General features: G+C 70.8%; 16 protein-coding genes. All 16 read left to right on the forward strand.

Annotation, left to right across the window (positions count from 1 at the left end):
• Nucleotides 1-116 precede the first annotated feature (116 nt).
• The 16 genes from ABTY61_RS13095 (at nt 117) to nuoN (ending at nt 19,274) form a co-directional block, all read left to right on the forward strand.
• On the forward strand, nt 117-1,238 hold the full coding sequence (locus ABTY61_RS13095; protein WP_350505039.1) for a sensor histidine kinase: 1,122 nt from the start codon (nt 117-119) through the stop codon (nt 1,236-1,238).
• On the forward strand, nt 1,235-1,930 hold the full coding sequence (locus ABTY61_RS13100; RefSeq protein ID WP_350505040.1) for a response regulator: 696 nt from the start codon (nt 1,235-1,237) through the stop codon (nt 1,928-1,930). Before ABTY61_RS13095 ends, ABTY61_RS13100 begins: the two co-directional genes overlap by 4 nt.
• Before the next feature lie 849 nt (nt 1,931-2,779).
• Nucleotides 2,780-3,139 (forward strand): NADH-quinone oxidoreductase subunit A, encoded by a 360-nt coding sequence (locus ABTY61_RS13105; protein ID WP_188306789.1) that lies wholly within the window; start codon nt 2,780-2,782, stop codon nt 3,137-3,139.
• 127 nt (nt 3,140-3,266) lie between these two features.
• Nucleotides 3,267-3,821: a NuoB/complex I 20 kDa subunit family protein gene (locus ABTY61_RS13110; protein ID WP_031079294.1), complete on the forward strand. Its 555-nt coding sequence runs from the start codon at nt 3,267-3,269 to the stop codon at nt 3,819-3,821.
• On the forward strand, nt 3,818-4,531 hold the full coding sequence (locus ABTY61_RS13115; protein WP_350505041.1) for an NADH-quinone oxidoreductase subunit C: 714 nt from the start codon (nt 3,818-3,820) through the stop codon (nt 4,529-4,531). Before ABTY61_RS13110 ends, ABTY61_RS13115 begins: the two co-directional genes overlap by 4 nt.
• On the forward strand, nt 4,531-5,943 hold the full coding sequence (locus ABTY61_RS13120; protein ID WP_350505042.1) for an NADH-quinone oxidoreductase subunit D: 1,413 nt from the start codon (nt 4,531-4,533) through the stop codon (nt 5,941-5,943). Before ABTY61_RS13115 ends, ABTY61_RS13120 begins: the two co-directional genes overlap by 1 nt.
• A gap of 26 nt (nt 5,944-5,969) precedes the next feature.
• Nucleotides 5,970-6,842, forward strand: coding sequence for an NADH-quinone oxidoreductase subunit NuoE (gene nuoE / locus ABTY61_RS13125; protein WP_350505138.1), 873 nt, complete (start codon nt 5,970-5,972; stop codon nt 6,840-6,842).
• The gene (nuoF, locus tag ABTY61_RS13130; RefSeq protein WP_350505043.1) at nt 6,842-8,203 is read left to right on the forward strand and encodes an NADH-quinone oxidoreductase subunit NuoF; all 1,362 of its coding nucleotides are present in this window, start codon (nt 6,842-6,844) and stop codon (nt 8,201-8,203) included. The genes nuoE and nuoF overlap by 1 nt, the downstream gene beginning before the upstream one ends.
• Nucleotides 8,200-10,695: an NADH-quinone oxidoreductase subunit G gene (locus ABTY61_RS13135; RefSeq protein WP_350505044.1), complete on the forward strand. Its 2,496-nt coding sequence runs from the start codon at nt 8,200-8,202 to the stop codon at nt 10,693-10,695. The genes nuoF and ABTY61_RS13135 overlap by 4 nt, the downstream gene beginning before the upstream one ends.
• Nucleotides 10,692-12,026, forward strand: a complete 1,335-nt coding sequence (gene nuoH / locus ABTY61_RS13140; RefSeq protein WP_350505045.1) for an NADH-quinone oxidoreductase subunit NuoH — start codon at nt 10,692-10,694, stop codon at nt 12,024-12,026. Before ABTY61_RS13135 ends, nuoH begins: the two co-directional genes overlap by 4 nt.
• Nucleotides 12,027-12,032: 6 nt before the next feature.
• On the forward strand, nt 12,033-12,635 hold the full coding sequence (gene nuoI, locus ABTY61_RS13145; RefSeq protein WP_350505046.1) for an NADH-quinone oxidoreductase subunit NuoI: 603 nt from the start codon (nt 12,033-12,035) through the stop codon (nt 12,633-12,635).
• A complete protein-coding gene (locus tag ABTY61_RS13150; protein WP_350505139.1) occupies nt 12,635-13,540 on the forward strand; it encodes an NADH-quinone oxidoreductase subunit J in 906 nt (301 codons plus the stop codon). Before nuoI ends, ABTY61_RS13150 begins: the two co-directional genes overlap by 1 nt.
• Nucleotides 13,537-13,836, forward strand: a complete 300-nt coding sequence (nuoK, locus tag ABTY61_RS13155) for an NADH-quinone oxidoreductase subunit NuoK (protein WP_188309222.1) — start codon at nt 13,537-13,539, stop codon at nt 13,834-13,836. Before ABTY61_RS13150 ends, nuoK begins: the two co-directional genes overlap by 4 nt.
• A 14-nt stretch (nt 13,837-13,850) precedes the next feature.
• Nucleotides 13,851-15,764 carry an NADH-quinone oxidoreductase subunit L gene (gene nuoL, locus ABTY61_RS13160; protein WP_350505047.1) on the forward strand — a complete coding sequence of 638 codons (1,914 nt, stop codon included), beginning with the start codon at nt 13,851-13,853 and terminating at the stop codon, nt 15,762-15,764.
• A 241-nt stretch (nt 15,765-16,005) separates the two neighbouring features.
• Nucleotides 16,006-17,640, forward strand: coding sequence for an NADH-quinone oxidoreductase subunit M (locus tag ABTY61_RS13165; RefSeq protein WP_350505048.1), 1,635 nt, complete (start codon nt 16,006-16,008; stop codon nt 17,638-17,640).
• Nucleotides 17,637-19,274, forward strand: a complete 1,638-nt coding sequence (gene nuoN / locus ABTY61_RS13170; protein WP_350505049.1) for an NADH-quinone oxidoreductase subunit NuoN — start codon at nt 17,637-17,639, stop codon at nt 19,272-19,274. Before ABTY61_RS13165 ends, nuoN begins: the two co-directional genes overlap by 4 nt.

Here is a 19,274-nt window from a genome sequence, read left to right on the forward strand (position 1 = left end):
ATCGGGCTGTTCCCCCTGCTCAACCGGCCTTTGAAATATGCCGATCGGCACAGGCGTGCCGCCCCGGCGGCGCCGTAGTGTGACGGCAGTCGAGGAGTCGAAGAGAGGTGATGACGATGACTCAGATCCTTTCCGGGGTCGTTCTGGTCCTGGCGCCGCCGGCCTGGTTGGCGCGGAGGCGCTACGGCGCGGCGGCGGTGACCTCGGTGCTCGGTGCGTCGTCGGTCGCGGTCACGGTCGCGGTCTGGATCCTCGGCCGCTGGGCGGAGGGGGACCGCTGGGCCGGACTGCTGGGCCTGGTCGAACTCGCGGTCCTGCTGCTGTCGGTGATCATCACCCTGCGCGGCGAGGACGGCCCACGGTGCGCGGCGGCGGCCTGGACGGCGTGCGGAGCAATCGCTCTCTGGCTGACCCGGTTCTCCTTCGTCGAAGGGCCCGGGGACGTGATCACGATCTTCGGCTTCGGCTCGATGCTCTCCCTGCCGGCTGTCCTGATCGGGCTCTACCTGCGGGGCCTGGACGAGGGGCGCAACAAGGCGGTGGTTGAGGCCAGGCGTGCCCAGCGGCTCGAACTGGCCCACGACCTGCACGACTTCGTGGCGCACGACGTCAGTGGCATGGTCGCCCAGGCCCAGGCCGGCGCCTACCTGGCCTCGGTCGACCCGGCCCGAGCGGTCGCCATGTTCGAACGGATAGAGCAGGCCGGGCAGCGGGCCCTGGCATCGCTCGACCGGACGGTCCAACTGCTGCGCACGGAGGAGGGGGCGGGGCGCGGCCCACAGCCGGGGCTCTCGGAACTCGCCGAGGTGGCCGAGCGGTTCACCGCCTCCGGCGGCGCGGAAGTCCGGCTGGACCTGCCGGACCAACCGGTTCCGAGGGAACTGGGAGGGACGATCCACCGGATCGTCGTCGAGGCTCTTACCAACGTCCGGCGGCATGCCCATGGAGCTCGCCGGATCGACGTCCGGGCGCGCCACGCAGGCGTGTGGCTGGAGCTGACCGTGACGAACGACGGCCGAGCACCGGGGTCGGACAGCCGGCCCCGACATGGTGGCGGCAGCGGGCTGCCGGGCCTGGCAGCGCGGGTCGAGGCGCTCGGCGGCACCTTCGAGGCTGGAGCGTACGAGCAGGAGGCCTGGCGTGTGACGGCGAGGCTGCCGTTGGCAGGGCGGGAGGGACCGGAGCAGCCGGATACCCCGATGAGGACGAGTGCGGGTGCAGGGGAGAAGAGCGGATGAGCAACAGTGCAAGGCCGATCCGGATCCTGGTCGCCGATGACCAGGCGGACATCCGCAGCGCGTTCAGGATGATCCTGGACGTCCAGCCGGACATGACGGTGGTGGCCGAGGCGGCGGACGGTGCCGCGGCGGTACAGGAAGCGAAGAGACTACGGCCGGACGTGGTGCTCGCGGACATCCGGATGCCGAAGCTCGACGGACTGGAGGTCACGCGGCAACTGGCCGGCCACTGCAAGGTGATCGTGGTGACCACCTTCGACCTGGACGAATACGTGCACACGGCCTTGCGCCATGGTGCGGCGGGCTTCCTGCTCAAGCGCTCGGGGCCGGTCCTGCTGATCGAGGCGGTCAGAGCGGCCATGGCCGGAGACGCATTGATCAGCCCGCAGATCACCGTGCGGCTGCTGCAGCACATGGCGCTGCCGGGCCCCGCCAGGGCCTCCGGGGCCGCGGGCGGCGCCGGGGTGCCGGGTCCGCTGATAGCCGGCCCGGTGGAAGAACTGACCGAAAGAGAAAAGGAGATCGCTGAGCTCGTGGCCGATGGAGCGACCAACGCGGAGATCGGCGCCGGGCTGTTCATCTCACCGGGAACGGTGAAGAACCACCTCGCCAACATCCAGCGCAAGCTCGGCGCCCGTAACCGGGTGGGCGTCGCGAGCTGGGTGTGGGAACAGGCAGTCGGCAACCGGTAGCCGGCCGTTGGCCCGAGGGGCGAGAGCGAACAGTGGAGGCGGCCCGCACAAGGGCGGGGCCTGCGAGGGAGAAGGAGGCGGGGCGGAGGGAGGCGGAGGCGAGCCGAGAGGTTCGAGGGCCGCATCGGGAAGTTGGGCCTGCCCGACACGGGAGGCGGAGCCGCGAGGGCGGCATGTGAGGCGGAGGAGGGGCGGCCCCCAGGGGGCCACAGGCTGCCAGGGCTGCGAGCGCGCAGCGGCCCCGCGCTGGGACCGGCCGGCCCAGCGCAGGTGACACCGGCGGCAGGTGGGCAACCCTGGCGCGGGCGGCAGGTGGGCAACCCTGGCGCGGGCGGCGGGCGGCGGGCGGCGGGCGGCGGGCGGCGGGCGGCGGGCGGGGAGGGGGAGGGGGAGGGGGAGGGGAGACCCCCACGACAACATCGCGCGCTTGTGAACGAAGGGTCAAGCAAGCGTTCATCCCCCCACCACCCCTCCGAGTGAGCCCCTATAACACGTCAACATGGCGCCTTGAAATTTGCTATCCACGAAGCACAGTTGATATAGGAACACGCCCCTGACCAGCCGCTTCCAAGATAATTGCGACTGCTTGTGACCATTTGACTCCTTTGCGTTGACAACTCTGGGCATGTTCACATTCGCCACCATTCACATGGTGTCGTAGATCACAAAGATGACGATGAACTGCGTGTCGCAGATCACAAGCCACCGGGCATAGGATGCGCTCGTTCCAGGCTTTGTGAACTGCCTCACATGAGGTGGATCTCGGGAACTGGAACGCGGGTTCACCCCAGTGTGACCCGCCGGTTCCGATCTGCAGTCAAGGACGACTGGACGGAGGGAGCGGAGGCTATGAATGCCTACGCGCCGATCCTCGTACTCGGTGCCATCGCGGCGGCGTTCGCGGTCGGTTCCGTCGTGATGGCCTCACTCACCGGCCCCAAGCGCTACAACCGGGCCAAGTTGGAGGCGTACGAGTGCGGCATCGAGCCGACCCCGCAGCCCGTGGGCGGCGGTCGGTTCCCGATCAAGTACTACCTGACGGCGATGCTCTTCATCGTCTTCGACATCGAGATCGTCTTCCTCTACCCCTGGGCGGTGACCTTCGACTCCCTGGGGATCTTCGGGTTGGTCGAGATGCTCCTGTTCATCGCCACCGTCTTCGTCGCGTACGCCTACGTCTGGCGCCGCGGCGGCCTGGAGTGGGACTGAGGCAGGGGTGGCGCCGCCGCCCTTGTGAACGAGCGGACAAGCTCGGACGGGCCGGACGTTCCCCCGGACGCTCCGTGGGCGCATCGCCGGACGTACCAGAGGACTTGAGGGCATTGAGAGGGATCTGATGGGAATCGAGGAGAAGCTGCCGAGCGGCTTTCTGCTCACGACCGTGGAGACGGCCGCCGGCTGGGTGCGCAAGGCGTCACTCTTCCCGGCCACCTTCGGTCTGGCCTGCTGCGCGATCGAGATGATGACCACCGGCGCCGGCCGCTACGACCTGGCCCGGTTCGGCATGGAGGTCTTCCGGGGCTCCCCCCGGCAGGCCGATCTGATGATCGTGGCGGGTCGGGTGAGTCAGAAGATGGCCCCGGTGCTGCGCCAGGTGTACGACCAGATGGCCAACCCCAAGTGGGTCATCTCGATGGGCGTCTGCGCCTCCTCCGGCGGGATGTTCAACAACTACGCGATCGTCCAGGGCGTCGACCACATCGTCCCGGTGGACATCTACCTGCCCGGTTGCCCGCCCCGCCCGGAGATGCTGATGGACGCCATCCTGAAGCTGCACGACAAGATCCAGCACGAGCCGCTGGGCGTGAACCGGCGCCGCGCCGAGGAGTTGGGCGAGGCTCTGGCCCTCAAGGCCACCCCGATCAGCGAGATGCGGGGGCAGCTGCGATGAACGAGCAGGTACCCGAGACCCGCCGCGAGCAGCCGGTCCGCGAGATCCCGGTCGAGGTGGTCGGCCGTCGGCAGGGCATGTTCGGCGCCGCCGGCACCGGCGACACCTCCGGCTTCGGCGGTCTGGCCGCCCCGATCGTGCTGCCCGGCCCGAGCGAACGCCCGTACGGCGGCTGGTTCGACGAGGTCGCCGACGAGTTCGAGGGCGCGCTGGAGGAGCAGGGCCTGGACCCCGTCGAGGTGATCGAGAAGACCGTGGTCGACCGCGGCGAGCTCACCTTCCACCTCGACCGCACCCACCTGCTGAAGGCGGTGCGGATCCTGCGCGACGATCCGGCGCTGCGCTTCGAACTGTGCCTGGGGGTGAGCGGGGTGCACTACCCGGGCGACCGGGGTCGCGAGCTGCACGCGGTCTACCACCTGCGCTCGATCACCCACGGCCGGCTGATCCGGTTGGAGGTCACCGCGCCGGACGCCGACCCGCGGATCCCCTCGGTGGTGAGCGTCTACCCGACCAACGACTGGCACGAGCGCGAGGCCTACGACTTCTTCGGCCTGGTCTTCGACGGCCACCCGGCGCTGACCCGGATCATGATGCCGGACGACTGGCTGGGCCACCCGCAGCGCAAGGACTACCCGCTCGGCGGCATCCCCGTCGAGTACAAGGGCGCCCAGATCCCGGCACCCGACCAGCGGAGGTCGTACAGCTGATGAGCACCCAGCACTTCGCAGAGGCCCATCACGAAGCCCACCACGAAGCCCACGTGGACGCCCACGGGGGAACCGGCGCGGACACCCCCGGCGGGGCCGAGGAGGCGCACGCCCGCGACACCACCGAGGGCCGGGTCTTCACCGTCACCGGCGGCGACTGGGGAGAGGTGGTCGAGGCGGTCGGCCGGGCCGACGACGAACGCATCATCGTCAACATGGGCCCCCAGCACCCGTCCACCCACGGCGTGCTGCGGCTGATCCTGGAGATCGACGGCGAGACGGTGACCGAGGCCCGCTGCGGCATCGGCTACCTCCACACCGGCATCGAGAAGAACATGGAGTTCCGCAGCTGGGTCCAGGGCACCACCTTCGTGACCCGCATGGACTACCTGACCCCGCTGTTCAACGAGACCGCCTACTGCCTGGCGGTCGAGAAGCTGCTCGGCATCACCGACGACGTCCCGGACCGGGCCAGCGTCATCCGGGTGATGATGATGGAGCTCAACCGGATCGCCTCGCACCTGGTCTGCCTGGCCACCGGCGGCATGGAGATCGGCTCCACCACCCTGATGATCTACGGCTTCCGGGACCGCGAACTGATCCTGGACGTCTTCGAGCTGGTCACCGGCCTGCGCATGAACCACGCGTACGTGCGCCCGGGCGGCCTGGCCCAGGACCTGCCGCCCGGCGCCGTCGACCAGATCCGCGAGGCGGTCCGCACCTTCCGCTCCCGGATGCACGAGTACGACAAACTCGCCACCGGCAACCCGGTGTTCAAGGCCCGCCTGGTCGACGTCGGCTTCCTGGACCTGGCCGGCTGCCTGGCCCTCGGCGCCACCGGTCCGATCCTGCGCGCCGCCGGCCTGCCGCACGACCTGCGCAAGACCGACCCGTACTGCGGCTACCAGGACTACGACTTCGAGGTCGCGACCGCGGACACCGCCGACTCCTACGGCCGCTTCCTGATCCGGCTGGAGGAGATGAAGCAGTCGCTGCGGATCGTCGAGCAGTGCCTGGACCGGCTGCGCCCGGGCCCGGTCATGGTGGCCGACAAGAAGATCGCCTGGCCGGCCCAACTCGCCGTCGGCCCGGACGGGATGGGCAATTCGCTCGACCATATCCGCAAGATCATGGGCACCTCGATGGAGGCTCTGATCCACCACTTCAAGCTGGTCACCGAGGGCTTCCGGGTCCCGGTGGGCCAGGCGTACGCGGCGGTCGAGTCGCCCAAGGGCGAGCTGGGCGTGCACGTGGTCAGCGACGGCGGGACGCGCCCGTACCGGGTGCACTTCCGGGACCCGTCGTTCACCAATCTGCAGTCGATGGCGGCGATGTGCGAGGGCGGCCAGGTGGCCGACGTGATCGTCGCGGTGGCCGGGATCGACCCGGTGATGGGAGGCGTGGACCGGTGACGGACGTCGAACTGGGACTGCCGGCGATGCCGGCCCCGCCGTACCCCGAGGAGGTGCGCACCCGGCTGGCCGCCGACGCCGCCGAGCTGATCGGACGCTACCCGCAGGCCCGTTCGGCGCTGCTGCCGCTGCTGCACCTGGTGCAGGCCGAGGAGGGCTTCGTCAGCCCGACCGGGATCCGGTTCTGCGCCGAGCAGTTGGAGCTCACCACAGCCGAGGTGACCGCCGTCGCCACCTTCTACACGATGTACCGGCGGCGCCCGGCCGGGAAGTACCACGTCGGGGTCTGCACCAACACCCTGTGCGCGGTGCTCGGCGGCGACCGGATCTTCGCCGATCTGCAGGAGCACCTGGGCATCGGCAACAACGAGACCACCGAGGACGGCGAGATCTCGATCGAGCACATCGAGTGCAACGCCGCCTGCGACTACGCCCCCGTGGTGATGGTCAACTGGGAGTTCTTCGACGACCAGACCCCGCAGAGCGCCCGTCGGCTGGTCGACGACCTACGGGCCGGCCGTGAGGTGCGGCCCACCCGCGGCGCCCGGCTGTGCGGCTTCAAGGAGACCGCCCGGATCCTGGCGGGCTTCCCGGACGAGCGCCCGGGCGCCAACGACGAGTCCGGCGCCGGCGGCGCCCCTTCGCTGGCCGGTCTGCGGCTGGCCCGCGGCGAGGCCCTGCCCGGCACCGGCGGTACCAAGGTGGTCTCCCCCCGCCACGAGGCCTCCCGCCGCGAAGGCCCAGGCCCCGAAGCCACCGGCCCCGAAGCCACCGGCCACGACGCCAACAGCCACGACGCCACCGGCACCGGCGGCGAGGTCAAGGGCGGCGAAGCCAAGGGTGGCGACGCCGACGGCACCGGAGCCACCGGCACCGGCCAGGAAGGGACCGAAGCGTGATGACCTCCGCCGAGCCGGCCGAGAAGCTGCTCACCCCCGTCCTCTCCGACTCCTGGGACGACAGCCGCCCCTGGACCCTCGCCACCTACCGCCGCCACCACGGCTATGAGGGCCTCAAGGCGGCCCTCGCCCTGCCCCCGGACGAGGTGATCGCCCTGGTCAAGGACTCCGGCCTGCGCGGCCGCGGCGGCGCGGGCTTCCCCACCGGGATGAAGTGGCAGTTCATCCCGCAGAACGACGGCAAGCCGCACTACCTGGTGGTCAACGCGGACGAGTCCGAGCCGGGCACCTGCAAGGACATCCCGCTGCTGTTCGCCAACCCGCACGCGCTGATCGAGGGCATGATCATCGCCTCCTACGCGATCCGCTGCGACCACGCGTTCATCTACCTGCGCGGCGAGGTCGTCCCGGTGCTGCGCCGACTGCACGCGGCGGTCGCCGAGGCGTACGCGGCCGGGCTGCTGGGCCGCGACATCCAGGGGTCCGGGGTGAACCTGGACATCACCGTGCACGCCGGCGCCGGCGCGTACATCTGCGGCGAGGAGACGGCGCTGCTGGACTCGCTGGAGGGCCGCCGCGGCCAGCCGAGGCTGCGCCCGCCGTTCCCGGCGATCGCCGGCCTGTACGCCTGCCCGACGGTGGTCAACAACGTCGAGTCGATCGCCTCGGTACCGCCGATCCTGGCCCGCGGCAAGGAGTGGTTCAAGGGCCTGGGCACCGAGAAGTCCCCGGGATTCACGCTGTACTCGCTCTCCGGCCACGTCACCAACCCGGGCCAGTACGAGGCGCCGCTGGGCATCACCCTGCGCCAGCTGCTGGACCTCAGCGGCGGCGTCCGGGCCGGGCACCGGCTGAAGTTCTGGACGCCGGGCGGCTCCTCCACCCCGATGTTCACCGACGAGCACCTCGACGTCCCGCTGGACTACGAGGGCGTCGGCGCGGCCGGTTCGATGCTCGGCACCAAGGCGCTGCAGGTCTTCGACGAGACCACCTGCGTGGTGCGGGCGGTCACCCGCTGGACGGAGTTCTACGCCCACGAGTCCTGCGGCAAGTGCACCCCCTGCCGGGAGGGCACCTACTGGCTGGTCCAGTTGCTGAAGCGGATCGAGGCGGGCGAGGGCGTCGAGGGGGACCTGGAGAAGCTCCTCGACATCGCCGACAACATCAACGGCAAGTCCTTCTGCGCGCTGGGCGACGGCGCGGCGAGCCCGATCGTCTCCTCGCTCCAGCACTTCCGGGCCGAGTACGAGCAGCACCTGGCCGAGCGCCGTTGCCCGTTCGACCCGGCCGCCTCCACCGTCTGGGCCGACGGCCCCCGCCCCGGCCACCAGTCCGCCACCGAGAGGGAGGTGCACGCGTGACGATCACTGAGCCAACCGCCCCCGACACCGCGGTCGAACTGGTCACGCTCACCATCGACGGCGTCGAAGTGAAGGTCCCCAAGGGCACCTTGGTGATCCGGGCCGCCGAGACCATCGGCACCCAGATCCCGCGCTTCTGCGACCATCCGCTGCTGGATCCGGCCGGCGCCTGCCGGCAGTGCATCGTGGAGGTCGAGGGCCAGCGCAAGCCGGTCGCCTCCTGCACCATCCCGGTCGCCGAGGGCATGGTGGTGCGCACCCAGCTGACGTCGCCGGTGGCCGAGAAGGCGCAGCGCGGCGTGATGGAGCTGCTGCTGATCAACCACCCGCTGGACTGCCCGGTCTGCGACAAGGGCGGCGAGTGCCCGCTGCAGAACCAGGCGATGAGCAGCGGCGCGGCGGACTCCCGCTTCGAGGGGCTGAAGCGCACCTACCCGAAGCCGCTGCCGATCAGCAGCCAGGTGCTGCTGGACCGGGAGCGCTGCGTGCTGTGCGCGCGCTGCACCCGCTTCTCGCAGCAGATCGCCGGGGACCCGTTCATCGACCTGGTGGAGCGCGGGGCGCTGCAGCAGGTCGGCACCGGGGAGGGGGACGACTTCGAGTCGTACTTCTCCGGGAACACCATCCAGATCTGCCCGGTGGGCGCGCTGACCTCGGCGGCTTATCGTTTCCGCTCGCGCCCCTTCGACCTGGTGTCCTCGCCGAGCGTGTGCGAGCACTGCTCGGCGGGCTGCGCGCAGCGCACCGACCACCGGCGGGGCAAGGTGCTGCGCCGGCTGGCGGGCGAGGACCCGGCGGTGAACGAGGAGTGGAACTGCGACAAGGGCCGGTTCGCGTTCCGCTACGCCCAGCAGCGGGACCGGCTGACGACCCCGCTGGTGCGGGTGGACGGCGAGCTGGTGCCTGCCTCCTGGCCGGAGGCGCTGGCCCGGGCGGCGGAGGGGTTGCGCGGGGCCCGTACGGGTGTGCTGGTGGGTGGCCGGGTGACGGTGGAGGACGCGTACGCGTACGCGAAGTTCGCCCGGGTGGTGCTGGGCACCAACGACGTGGACTTCCGGGCCCGGCCGCACAGCGGTGAGGAGGCGGACTTCCTGGCCGCGGCGGTCGCCGGGCGCGGGGTGGACGTGGACGGCTCGGGCCTGACCTACGAGCGGCTGGAGCAGGCTCCGGCGGTGCTGCTGGCGGGGTTCGAGCCGGAGGAGGAGTCGCCGATCGTCTTCCTGCGGCTGCGGAAGGCGTCCAGGGGCAACGGGTTGAAGGTGTTCTCGGTGGCGTCGTTCGCCTCCCGGGGGCTGGCGAAGCTGCGCGGTGCGCTGCTGCCGGCGGCGCCGGGGACGGAGCCGGAGTGGTTCGCGGCGCTGGCGGCGGACGAGCCGTTGAGCGACGACGCGGGGCGGGCGGCCGAGTTGTTGCGGCTGCCGGGTGCGGTGATCCTGGCGGGTGAGCGGCTGGCGTCGGTGCCGGGCGCGTTGACGGCGGTGCTGCGGCTGGCGCACGCGACCGGGGCGGCGCTGGCGTGGGTGCCGCGCCGGGCCGGGGAGCGCGGGGCGGTGGAGGCGGGTGCCCTGCCGGGGCTGCTGCCGGGCGGCCGTCCGGTGGCGGCCGAGGCGGCGCGGGCGGAGGCGGCCGCGGTGTGGGGGGTGGCGGAGCTGCCGTCGCGCCCGGGCCGGGACACCGGCCAGATCCTGACCGCGGCCGCGCGCGGCGACCTGGACGCGCTGCTGGTCGGCGGGGTGGATCCGGACGACCTGCCGGATCCGGCGCTGGCCGGGGAGGCGTTGGCGGCGGTGCCGTTCGTGGTGTCGCTGGAGCTGCGGCCCTCGGCGGTGACCGCGCGGGCGGATGTGGTGCTGCCGGTGGCGGCGGTGGCGGAGAAGGCGGGGACCTTCCTGGACTGGGAGGGCCGGGTGCGGATGTTCGAGGCCGCGCTCAAGCCGGACCAGCAGATGGGCCGTCACCTCCAGTCGGACCTGCGGGTGCTGTCGATGCTGGCGGACGCATTGGGGCACCGGCTGGGTCTGGCGGACGTGCGGGCGGCCCGGCTGGAGCTGGACCGCTTCGAGCCGTGGCGGGGTGACCGCGCGGCGGATCCGGCGGCGCACCGGGGTGTGCTGCCGCGCCCGGCCACCGGCCAGGCGGTGCTGGCGGGTTGGCGCCTGCTGCTGGACGAGGGCTCGCTGCAGTACGGCGATCCGCACCTGGCGGGGACGCGGCACCGGGCGGTGGCCCGGGTCTCCTCGGCCACCGCGAAGGAGGTCGGGGCGGACGCCGCCGGGGCGCTGCGGCTGACCGGTCCGGCGGGTTCGCTGGTCCTGCCGCTGGAGATCGCCGACTCGGTGCCGGACCGTACGGTCTGGATCCCGCTCAACTCGACGCCGGGCGGCGCCCATCGCGCGCTCGGCACCACGGTCGGCCACCTGGTGACGATCGCCGCGGCCGAGCCCGTGCCGGCCGCCGCCCCGGCCGGGGCCCGGGAAGGGGAGGTCCGATGATGACTCCGCAGCCGTACGAGACGCTCCACTTCTTCGGCCAGGACCCGTGGTGGCTGGTGCTGTTGAAGGCGGTGTTCTGCTTCGTCTTCCTGCTGCTGACGGTGCTGGTGGCGATCGTCTGGGAGCGCAAGGTGGTGGCCTGGATGCAGTTGCGCATCGGGCCGAACCGGCACGGGCCGTGGGGCCTGCTGCAGTCGCTGGCGGACGGCGTGAAGCTGGCGCTGAAGGAAGACCTGGTGGTCAAGGGCTCGGACAAGGTGGTCTACATCCTGGCCCCGATCGTCTGCGCGATCCCGGCGTTCATGGCCTTCGCGGTGATCCCGTTCGGTCCGCCCGGCAACGAGGTGTCGGTCTTCGGGACCAGGACGCCGCTGCAGCTGACGGACTTCCCGGTGGCGCTGCTGTACGTGCTGGCGACGGCTTCGGTGGGCATCTACGGCATCGTGCTGGCGGGCTGGTCCTCGGGTTCGACGTACCCGCTGCTGGGCGGGCTGCGCTCCTCGGCGCAGATGATCAGCTACGAGATCGCGATGGGCCTGTCCTTCGCGGCGGTGTTCGTCTACTCCGGGTCGATGTCGACCTCGGAGATCGTGGCGCACCAGCAGCCGAAGTGGTTCGCGGTGCTGCTGCCGGTGTCGTTCATCGTCTACGTCATCGCGATGGTCGGGGAGACCAACCGGGCGCCGTTCGACCTGCCGGAGGCCGAGGGCGAGCTGGTGGGCGGCTTCAACACCGAGTACTCGTCGCTGAAGTTCGCGATGTTCATGCTGGCCGAGTACGTCAACATGGTGACGGTCTCGGCGGTGGCCTCGACCCTGTTCCTGGGCGGCTGGCGGGCCCCGTGGCCGGTGTCGACCTTCTGGGAGGGCGCCAACCACGGCTGGTGGCCGATGCTGTGGATCACCTTGAAGATCCAGCTGCTGCTGTTCTTCTTCATCTGGCTGCGCGGCACGCTGCCGCGGCTGCGCTACGACCAGTTCATGAAGCTGGGCTGGAAGGTGCTGATCCCGGTCTCGCTGGTGTGGCTGGTGTTGATCGCCAGCGTGCGGGCGCTGCGCAACGAGGGCTACGGCTTCGGCGACGTGGTGCTGTACGTGGGTGCGCCGGTCGGCGCGGTCCTGCTGCTGGTGCTGGTCCGGGACTTCCTGCGGAAGGAGTCCGCGGAGGAGCAACCGGCGCCTCCCGGGGGGGAGTTCGATCCGATGGCGGGCGGGTACCCGGTGCCGCCGCTGCCCGGGCAGGTGCTCCCGCCGGTGCCGCGCAGGCCGAGCCGGGCCAAGAAGCAACTCCAGGACGCCCTCAACGGGGCCGACCATTCCGAAGGGAGCTGATCCGCGATGTCGTCCGACCAGACGGGCCGGCCCGAGCGGGCCGACCGGCCGTCGGTCCTCGGCCCGGCCGCCGGCTTCGGCGTGACCTTCAAGGCCATGTTCAAGAAGCGGTTGACCGAGCAGTACCCGGAGCAGAAGAAGCCCACCGCTCCGCGCTTCCACGGCCGTCACCAGCTGAACCGGCATCCGGACGGCCTGGAGAAGTGCGTCGGCTGCGAGCTGTGCGCGTGGGCCTGCCCGGCCGACGCGATCTACGTGGAGGGCGCGGACAACCGGGACGAGGAGCGCTACTCGCCGGGTGAGCGCTACGGCGCGGTGTACCAGATCAACTACGCCCGCTGCATCCTGTGCGGGCTGTGCATCGAGGCCTGCCCGACCCGGGCGCTGACCATGACGAACGAGTACGAGCTGGCCGACTCCTCCCGCAAGGACCTGATCTTCACCAAGGAGCAGCTGCTGGTGGGCCTGTCCGAGGGCATGGTCGACACCCCGCACGCGATCTTCCCGGGCACCGACGAGGGTGCGTACTACCGGGGCGAGGTGACCGCGGCGGCGCCGGGGACGGTCCAGCAGGAGCGCACCGACCGGGAGAAGGAGGTGCGGCAGTGATCGCACAGCTGGCGGCGGCGAGCGGGACGACCTCCACGGGTGAGGCCGTCCAGTTCTGGGTGCTCGCGGTGATCGCGGTCGGCGGCGCGCTGGGCATGCTGCTGATGCGCAAGGCGGTGCACAGCGCGCTCTGCCTGGCGGCGACGATGATGGCGCTGGCGGTCTGTTATATGGCCCAGGGTGCGGTGTTCCTGGGCGTGGTGCAGATCGTGGTCTACACCGGCGCGATCATGATGCTGTTCCTGTTCGTGGTGATGCTGGTCGGCGTGACCAGCGAGGACTCCCTGAAGGAGCAGTTGAAGGGCCAGCGGTTCGCGGCGGTGCTGTGCGGGCTGGGCTTCGGGGTGCTGCTGATCGCGGGCATCGCCAAAGCCAAGCTGGACCACTTCACCGGGCTGTCCGAGGCGAACGCCGAGGGCAACGTGCCGGGCCTGGCCCGGCTGATCTTCACCCGGTACGTGTGGGCCTTCGAGGTCACCGGCGCGCTGCTGATCACCGCGGCGATCGGCGCGATGGTGCTGACCCACCGGGAGCACGTGAAGGCGCCGAAGACCCAGCGCGAGCTGGCGGAGCAGCGGGTGCGGGACAACATCCAGGTGCCGCCGCTGCCGGCCCCGGGCGTGTACGCCCGGCACAACGCGGTGGACGTCCCGGCGCTGCTGCCGGACGGCACCATCGCGGAGGACTCGGTGATGGCGACGCTGCGCGAGCGCGGCCAGGTGCGGGACGTCAGCCCGGCGATGCTGCGGCGGATGGCGGAGCTGGAGAACAGCACGGCGGACTGGCTGGGCCGTCCGTCCTCGGAGCGCCCGGCGGTGGCGGCTCCGCGCAAGTCCCTGGAGCCGGCGCCGGCCGGTGCGGGTGCCGAGGGCAGCCGTGAGGGCGATCAGGAGGGGGAGCGGTGAATCCGGTCAACTACCTTTATCTGTCAGCCCTGTTGTTCACCATCGGCGCGTCCGGGGTGTTGATCCGGCGGAACGCGATCGTGCTGTTCATGTGCGTCGAGCTGATGCTGAACGCCTCGAACCTGGCACTGGTGACGTTCTCCCGGCTGCACGGGACCCTGGACGGCCAGATCATCGCCTTCTTCACCATGGTGGTCGCGGCGGCCGAGGTCGTGGTCGGCCTCGCCATCATCGTCTCCATCTTCCGGACCAGGCACTCCGCTTCGGTCGACGACAGCAATCTGATGAAGCTGTAGGCGGAGGGCCTTCGGTGAACTCTCTCATTCCGCTGCTGGTGGCGGCCCCGCTGGCCGGTGCCGCCCTGCTGCTCCTGGGCGGTCGGGCATTCGACCGCTTCGGCCACTGGCTGGCCACCGCGCTCGCCGCGCTCTCGTTCGGCTTCGGCCTGGCACTGTTCTCGGACATGCTGGGCCGGGACGCCGAGCACCGGGCGGTGACGAAGCACCTGTTCAGCTGGGTGCTGGTGAACGGCTTCCAGGCCGACGTCTCGTTCCGGCTCGACCAGTTGTCGATGACCTTCGTGCTGCTGATCACCGGGGTGGGCACGCTGATCCACCTGTACTCGGTGGGCTACATGGCGCACGACGAGCGCAGGCGCCGCTTCTTCGCGTACCTGAACCTGTTCCTGGCCGCCATGCTGCTGCTGGTGGTCGCGGACAACTACCTGCTGCTGTACTTCGGTTGGGAGGGCGTGGGCCTGGCCTCGTACCTGCTGATCGGCTTCTGGCAGCACAAGCCGAGCGCGGCCACGGCGGCCAAGAAGGCGTTCCTGGTCAACCGGGTCGGCGACATGGGCCTGTCGATCGCGATCATGCTGATGTTCGCGGAGTTCGGCTCCTTCGCCTTCACCCCGATCCTCGGTTCGGAAGGCGCGGTCGGCGCGGCGCACGAGGCGAGCCAGGGCAAGCTGACGGCGATCGGCCTGATGCTGCTGCTGGCCGCGTGCGGCAAGTCGGCGCAGGTGCCGCTGCAGTCCTGGCTCGGGGACGCGATGGAGGGCCCGACCCCGGTCTCGGCCCTGATCCACGCGGCCACCATGGTGACCGCCGGCGTCTACCTGATCACCCGCTCCTCGGCGATCTTCGACCTGGCGCCGGACGCCCAGACCGCGGTGGTGGTGGTCGGTGCGGTGACGCTGCTGTTCGGTGCGATCGTCGGTTGCGCCAAGGACGACATCAAGAAGGCGCTGGCCGGCTCGACCATGTCGCAGATCGGCTACATGGTGCTGGCGGCCGGGCTCGGCCCGATCGGCTACGTCTTCGCGATCATGCACCTGGTGACCCACGGCTTCTTCAAGGCCGGGCTGTTCCTCGGCGCCGGGTCGGTCATGCACGGCATGGACGACGAGGTGAACATGCGCCACTACGGCGGCCTGTGGCGGAAGATGCCGTGGACCTTCGCCACCTTCGGCCTCGGCTACCTCGCGATCATCGGCTTCCCCGGTCTGTCCGGCTTCTTCTCCAAGGACAAGATCATCGAGGCGGCCTTCGCCAAGGGCGGCACCGAGGGCTGGATCCTCGGCCTGTGCGCGCTGGTCGGCGCGGCCGTCACCGCGTTCTACATGACCCGGGTGATGCTGCTGACCTTCTTCGGCGAGAAGCGCTGGCAGCCGGACGCGGAGGGCAAGCTCCCGCACCCGCACGAGTCGCCGAAGACGATGGTCGTCCCGATGGTCCTGCTGGCCTTCGGCTCGGTGTTCGCGGGCGGGCTGTTCGCCTTCCACGACTCCTTCCTGAAGTGGCTGGAGCCGGTCACCGGCCACAGTGAGGGCAACTCGCCGCTCGGCTCCTGGACGGTCACCGGACTGACCACGGCCTGCATGCTGGCCGGCGTGGCCCTGTCGTACCTGATGTACGGGCGCTCGCCCGTCCCGGTGGTGCCGCCGGTCGGCTCCCCGCTCACCCGGGCGGCCCGTCGCGACCTGCTGCAGGACGACTTCAACCACGCCGTGCTGGTGCGGCCGGGCTCGGCGCTCGCCGCGACCCTGGTCTACTTCGACAGCCGCGGCCTGGACGGCTTCGTCAACGGCCTGGCCGCCCTCATCGGGGGCCTGTCCGGCCGGCTCCGGCGGGTGCAGAACGGCTTCGTCCGCTCGTACGCGCTGTCCATGTTCGGCGGCACGCTGGTGCTGGTCGCCTCGACTCTCCTGATGAGGTCCGTGTGATGACTGTTATTCGCCCGCTCGCCTCCGGGCGCTCGGACCCGGCGCCGACACTCCTCGCTCCGGCACTCCCTCCTTCGTCGGTCGCTTGTCGCTCATCGCTTTCGGCACCGGCGCGCCCTTCGGCTCGGGGCGGTGTTCGCCCGCTCGCCTCCGGGTGCTCGGACCCGGCGCCGACACTCCTCGCTCCGGCACCGGCGCGCCATGCGGCTCGGGGCGGGGAAACGCGTCAGGAGGCCAGGCCGTGAGCGTTCTGCTGACCACCACCTGCGCCGTCCCGGCGGCCGGCGCGGTGCTGACCGCCGCTCTGCCCGCCGGGTCGAACGAGGCCCGGCGGCGGACCATCAAGACCGTCGCGCTGGCCGTGTCGGGGCTGACCCTGGTGCTGGCCGCCCTGGTGGCGCTGCGGTTCGACCCGCACGGCGCCCGGTTCCAGCTGACCGAGTCGTACAGCTGGATCCGCTCCTTCGGCATCACCTTCTCGCTCGGCGTGGACGGCATCGGAGCGGTGCTGGCCCTGCTGACGGCGGTCCTGGTGCCGGTGGTGATGCTGGCCTCCTGGCACGACGCCGACCCGGCCGCGCCGGGTTCCGGCGGCGGCTTCGAGGCTGCCACATTCGAAGGGGGGAGGCGCACCCAGGCCTTCTTCGCCCTGATCCTGGCGGTGGAGGCGATGGTGGTGGTCTCCTTCTACGCCACCGACGTCTTCCTGTTCTACGTGTTCTTCGAAGCCATGCTGATCCCGATGTACTTCCTGATCGGCGGCTTCGGCGACCGGGCCGGCGGCCCCGAGTCGGCGCGCCAGCGCTCCTACGCGGCCGTCAAGTTCCTGCTGTACAACCTGCTCGGCGGCCTGGTGATGTTGGCCGCGGTGATCGGGCTGTACGTGATCGCCCAGGACCAGGGCTTCGGCACCTTCGACCTGCCGACCCTCACCGGGGCGATCGCCGACGGCAGTCTGAAGCTGTCCGGGACGGCGCAGAACGCGCTGTTCCTGGGCTTCTTCTTCGCCTTCGCGGTGAAGGCCCCGCTGTGGCCGCTGCACACCTGGCTGCCGAACGCGATGGGCGAGGCGACGGCCGGCACCGCGGTGCTGATCACCGCCGTGGTGGACAAGGTCGGCACCTTCGCGATGCTGCGCTTCTGCCTCGGGCTGTTCCCGGACGCCTCGAAGTCCTTCGCCCCGGCGATCCTGGTGCTGTCGCTGATCGGGATCGTCTACGGCGCGCTGCTGGCGGTCGGCCAGAAGGACATCAAGCGGCTGGTCGCCTACGCCTCGATCTCGCACTTCGGCTTCATCATCATGGGCATCTTCGCGATGACCAGCCAGGGGCAGAGCGGCGCGACCCTCTACATGGTCAACCACGGCCTCTCCACCGCCGCGTGGATGCTGGTGGCCGGCTTCCTGATCTCGCGCCGCGGCTCGCGGCTGATCGCCGACTACGGCGGCGTGCAGAAGGTCGCCCCGGTGCTCGCCGGGACCTTCCTGATCGGCAGCCTGGCGACCCTGTCGCTGCCGGGGCTGGCCCCGTTCGTCAGCGAGTTCCTGGTGCTGGTGGGGACCTTCACCCGCTACCCGGCGATCGGCGTGGTGGCCACCTTCGGCATCGTGCTGGCCGCGCTGTACGCCCTGCTGCTGTACCAGCGCACCATGACCGGCCCGGTGAAGGAGGGCGTGCGCGCGATGCCCGACCTCAAGGTCCGCGAACTGGCCGTGGTGGCACCGCTGGTGGCGCTGACGATCCTGCTCGGCGTCTACCCCAAGCCGCTCACCGACCTGGTGAACCCCTCGGTGGACGCGACGCTCTCGCAGGTCCACCGGACCGATCCGGCGCCGGCCCACCCGGTCGCCGCCACCTCAGGAGGTGAGCAGAAGTGAGTGCCACCGCAGTGCTCGCCGCCGTCGGCGGCAACACCCCGAGCATCCCGGCCCCGCACATCGAGTACGGCCAACTCTCCCCGATGCTGGTGGTCTTCGGCGCCGCCGTGGCCGGCGTCCTGGTCGAGGCCTTCGTCCCGCGCCGGCTGCGGCACTGGACCCAGGTCTCGCTGGCGCTGGCCGCGCTGGTCGGCGCGTTCGTCGCCGTGGTGGTGCTGGCGACCCAGGGCCACGGCGCGCCGCGGATCGACCTGCTGGCCATGGAGTCGGTCGCGCTGGACGGCCCGGCGCTGTTCCTCCAGGGCGTGATCCTGCTGGTCGCCGTCGTGGCGGTGCTCACCTACGCCGAGCGGAAGCTGGAGCCCAAGGCGGGCGGCCTGCCCGCCGACGCCTTCGCCGCCCAGGCCGCCGCCACTCCCGGCGGGGAGCAGGAGCGGGCCGCGGTTAGGGCCGGTTTCGCCACCAGCGAGGTGTTCCCGCTGACCATGTTCGCGGTCGGCGGCATGCTGCTCTTCCCGTCCGCCAACGACCTGCTGACCATGTTCGTGGCGCTGGAGGTCTTCTCCCTCCCGCTGTACCTGCTGTGCGCGCTGGCCCGGCGCCGCCGGCTGCTGTCCCAGGAGGCGGCGGTCAAGTACTTCCTGCTGGGCGCCTTCGCCTCGGCGTTCTTCCTGTTCGGCACCGCGCTGCTGTACGGCTACGCCGGCAGCGTGAAGCTCGGCGACATCGCGGACGTCATCGCCGGCAAGGCGATGACCACTCCGGCGCAGCTGAGCAGCACCCAGAGCGACGTGCTGCTGCTGACCGGCCTGGCGATGCTGGCGGTGGGTCTGCTGTTCAAGGTCGGCGCGGTGCCGTTCCACTCCTGGACCCCGGACGTCTACCAGGGCGCGCCGACCCCGGTGACCGGCTTCATGGCCGCGGCCACCAAGGTCGCCGCGTTCGGGGCGCTCCTGCGGCTGTTCTACGTGGCCTTCCCGGGCCTGCGGCTGGACTGGCGGCCGGTGCTGTGGGGCGTGGCGATCCTGACCATGGTGGTGGGCGCGGTGCTGGCGGTGACCCAGCAGGACGTCAAGCGGCTGCTGGCGTACTCCTCGATCGCGCACGCCGGGTTCATCCTGACCGGGGTGATCGCGGTCAACAAGCAGGGCCTGTCCTCGGTGCTGTTCTACCTGGCGGCGTACTCCTTCGTGACGCTCGGCGCCTTCGCCGTGGTCACCCTGGTGCGCGACTCCAAGGGGGAGGCGACCCACCTGTCCAGCTGGGCGGGGCTGGGGCGGCGTTCGCCGCTGGTGGCGGCGGTGTTCGCGCTGTTCCTGCTGGCCTTCGCCGGGATCCCGCTGACCTCCGGGTTCACCGGGAAGTTCGCGGTGTTCCAGGCGGCGGCGGCCGGCGGGGCGACGCCGCTGGTGATCGTCGGTGTGCTGAGTTCGGCGGTGGCCGCGTTCTTCTACATCCGGGTGATCGTGCTGATGTTCTTCTCCGACCCCCAACCGGGCGGTCCGACGGTGGCGATCCCGAGCGCCTTCACGGCGACCGCGATCGGGGTCGGGGTGTTGGTCACGCTGGGCCTGGGCCTGCTGCCGCAGTACTTCCTGGACCTCGCGTCCAAGGCCTCGCTGTTCGCGTACTGA

Origin of the sequence: Kitasatospora sp. NPDC096128, from assembly GCF_040303105.1 — a bacterium.
Taxonomy (GTDB): Bacteria; Actinomycetota; Actinomycetes; order Streptomycetales; family Streptomycetaceae; genus Kitasatospora.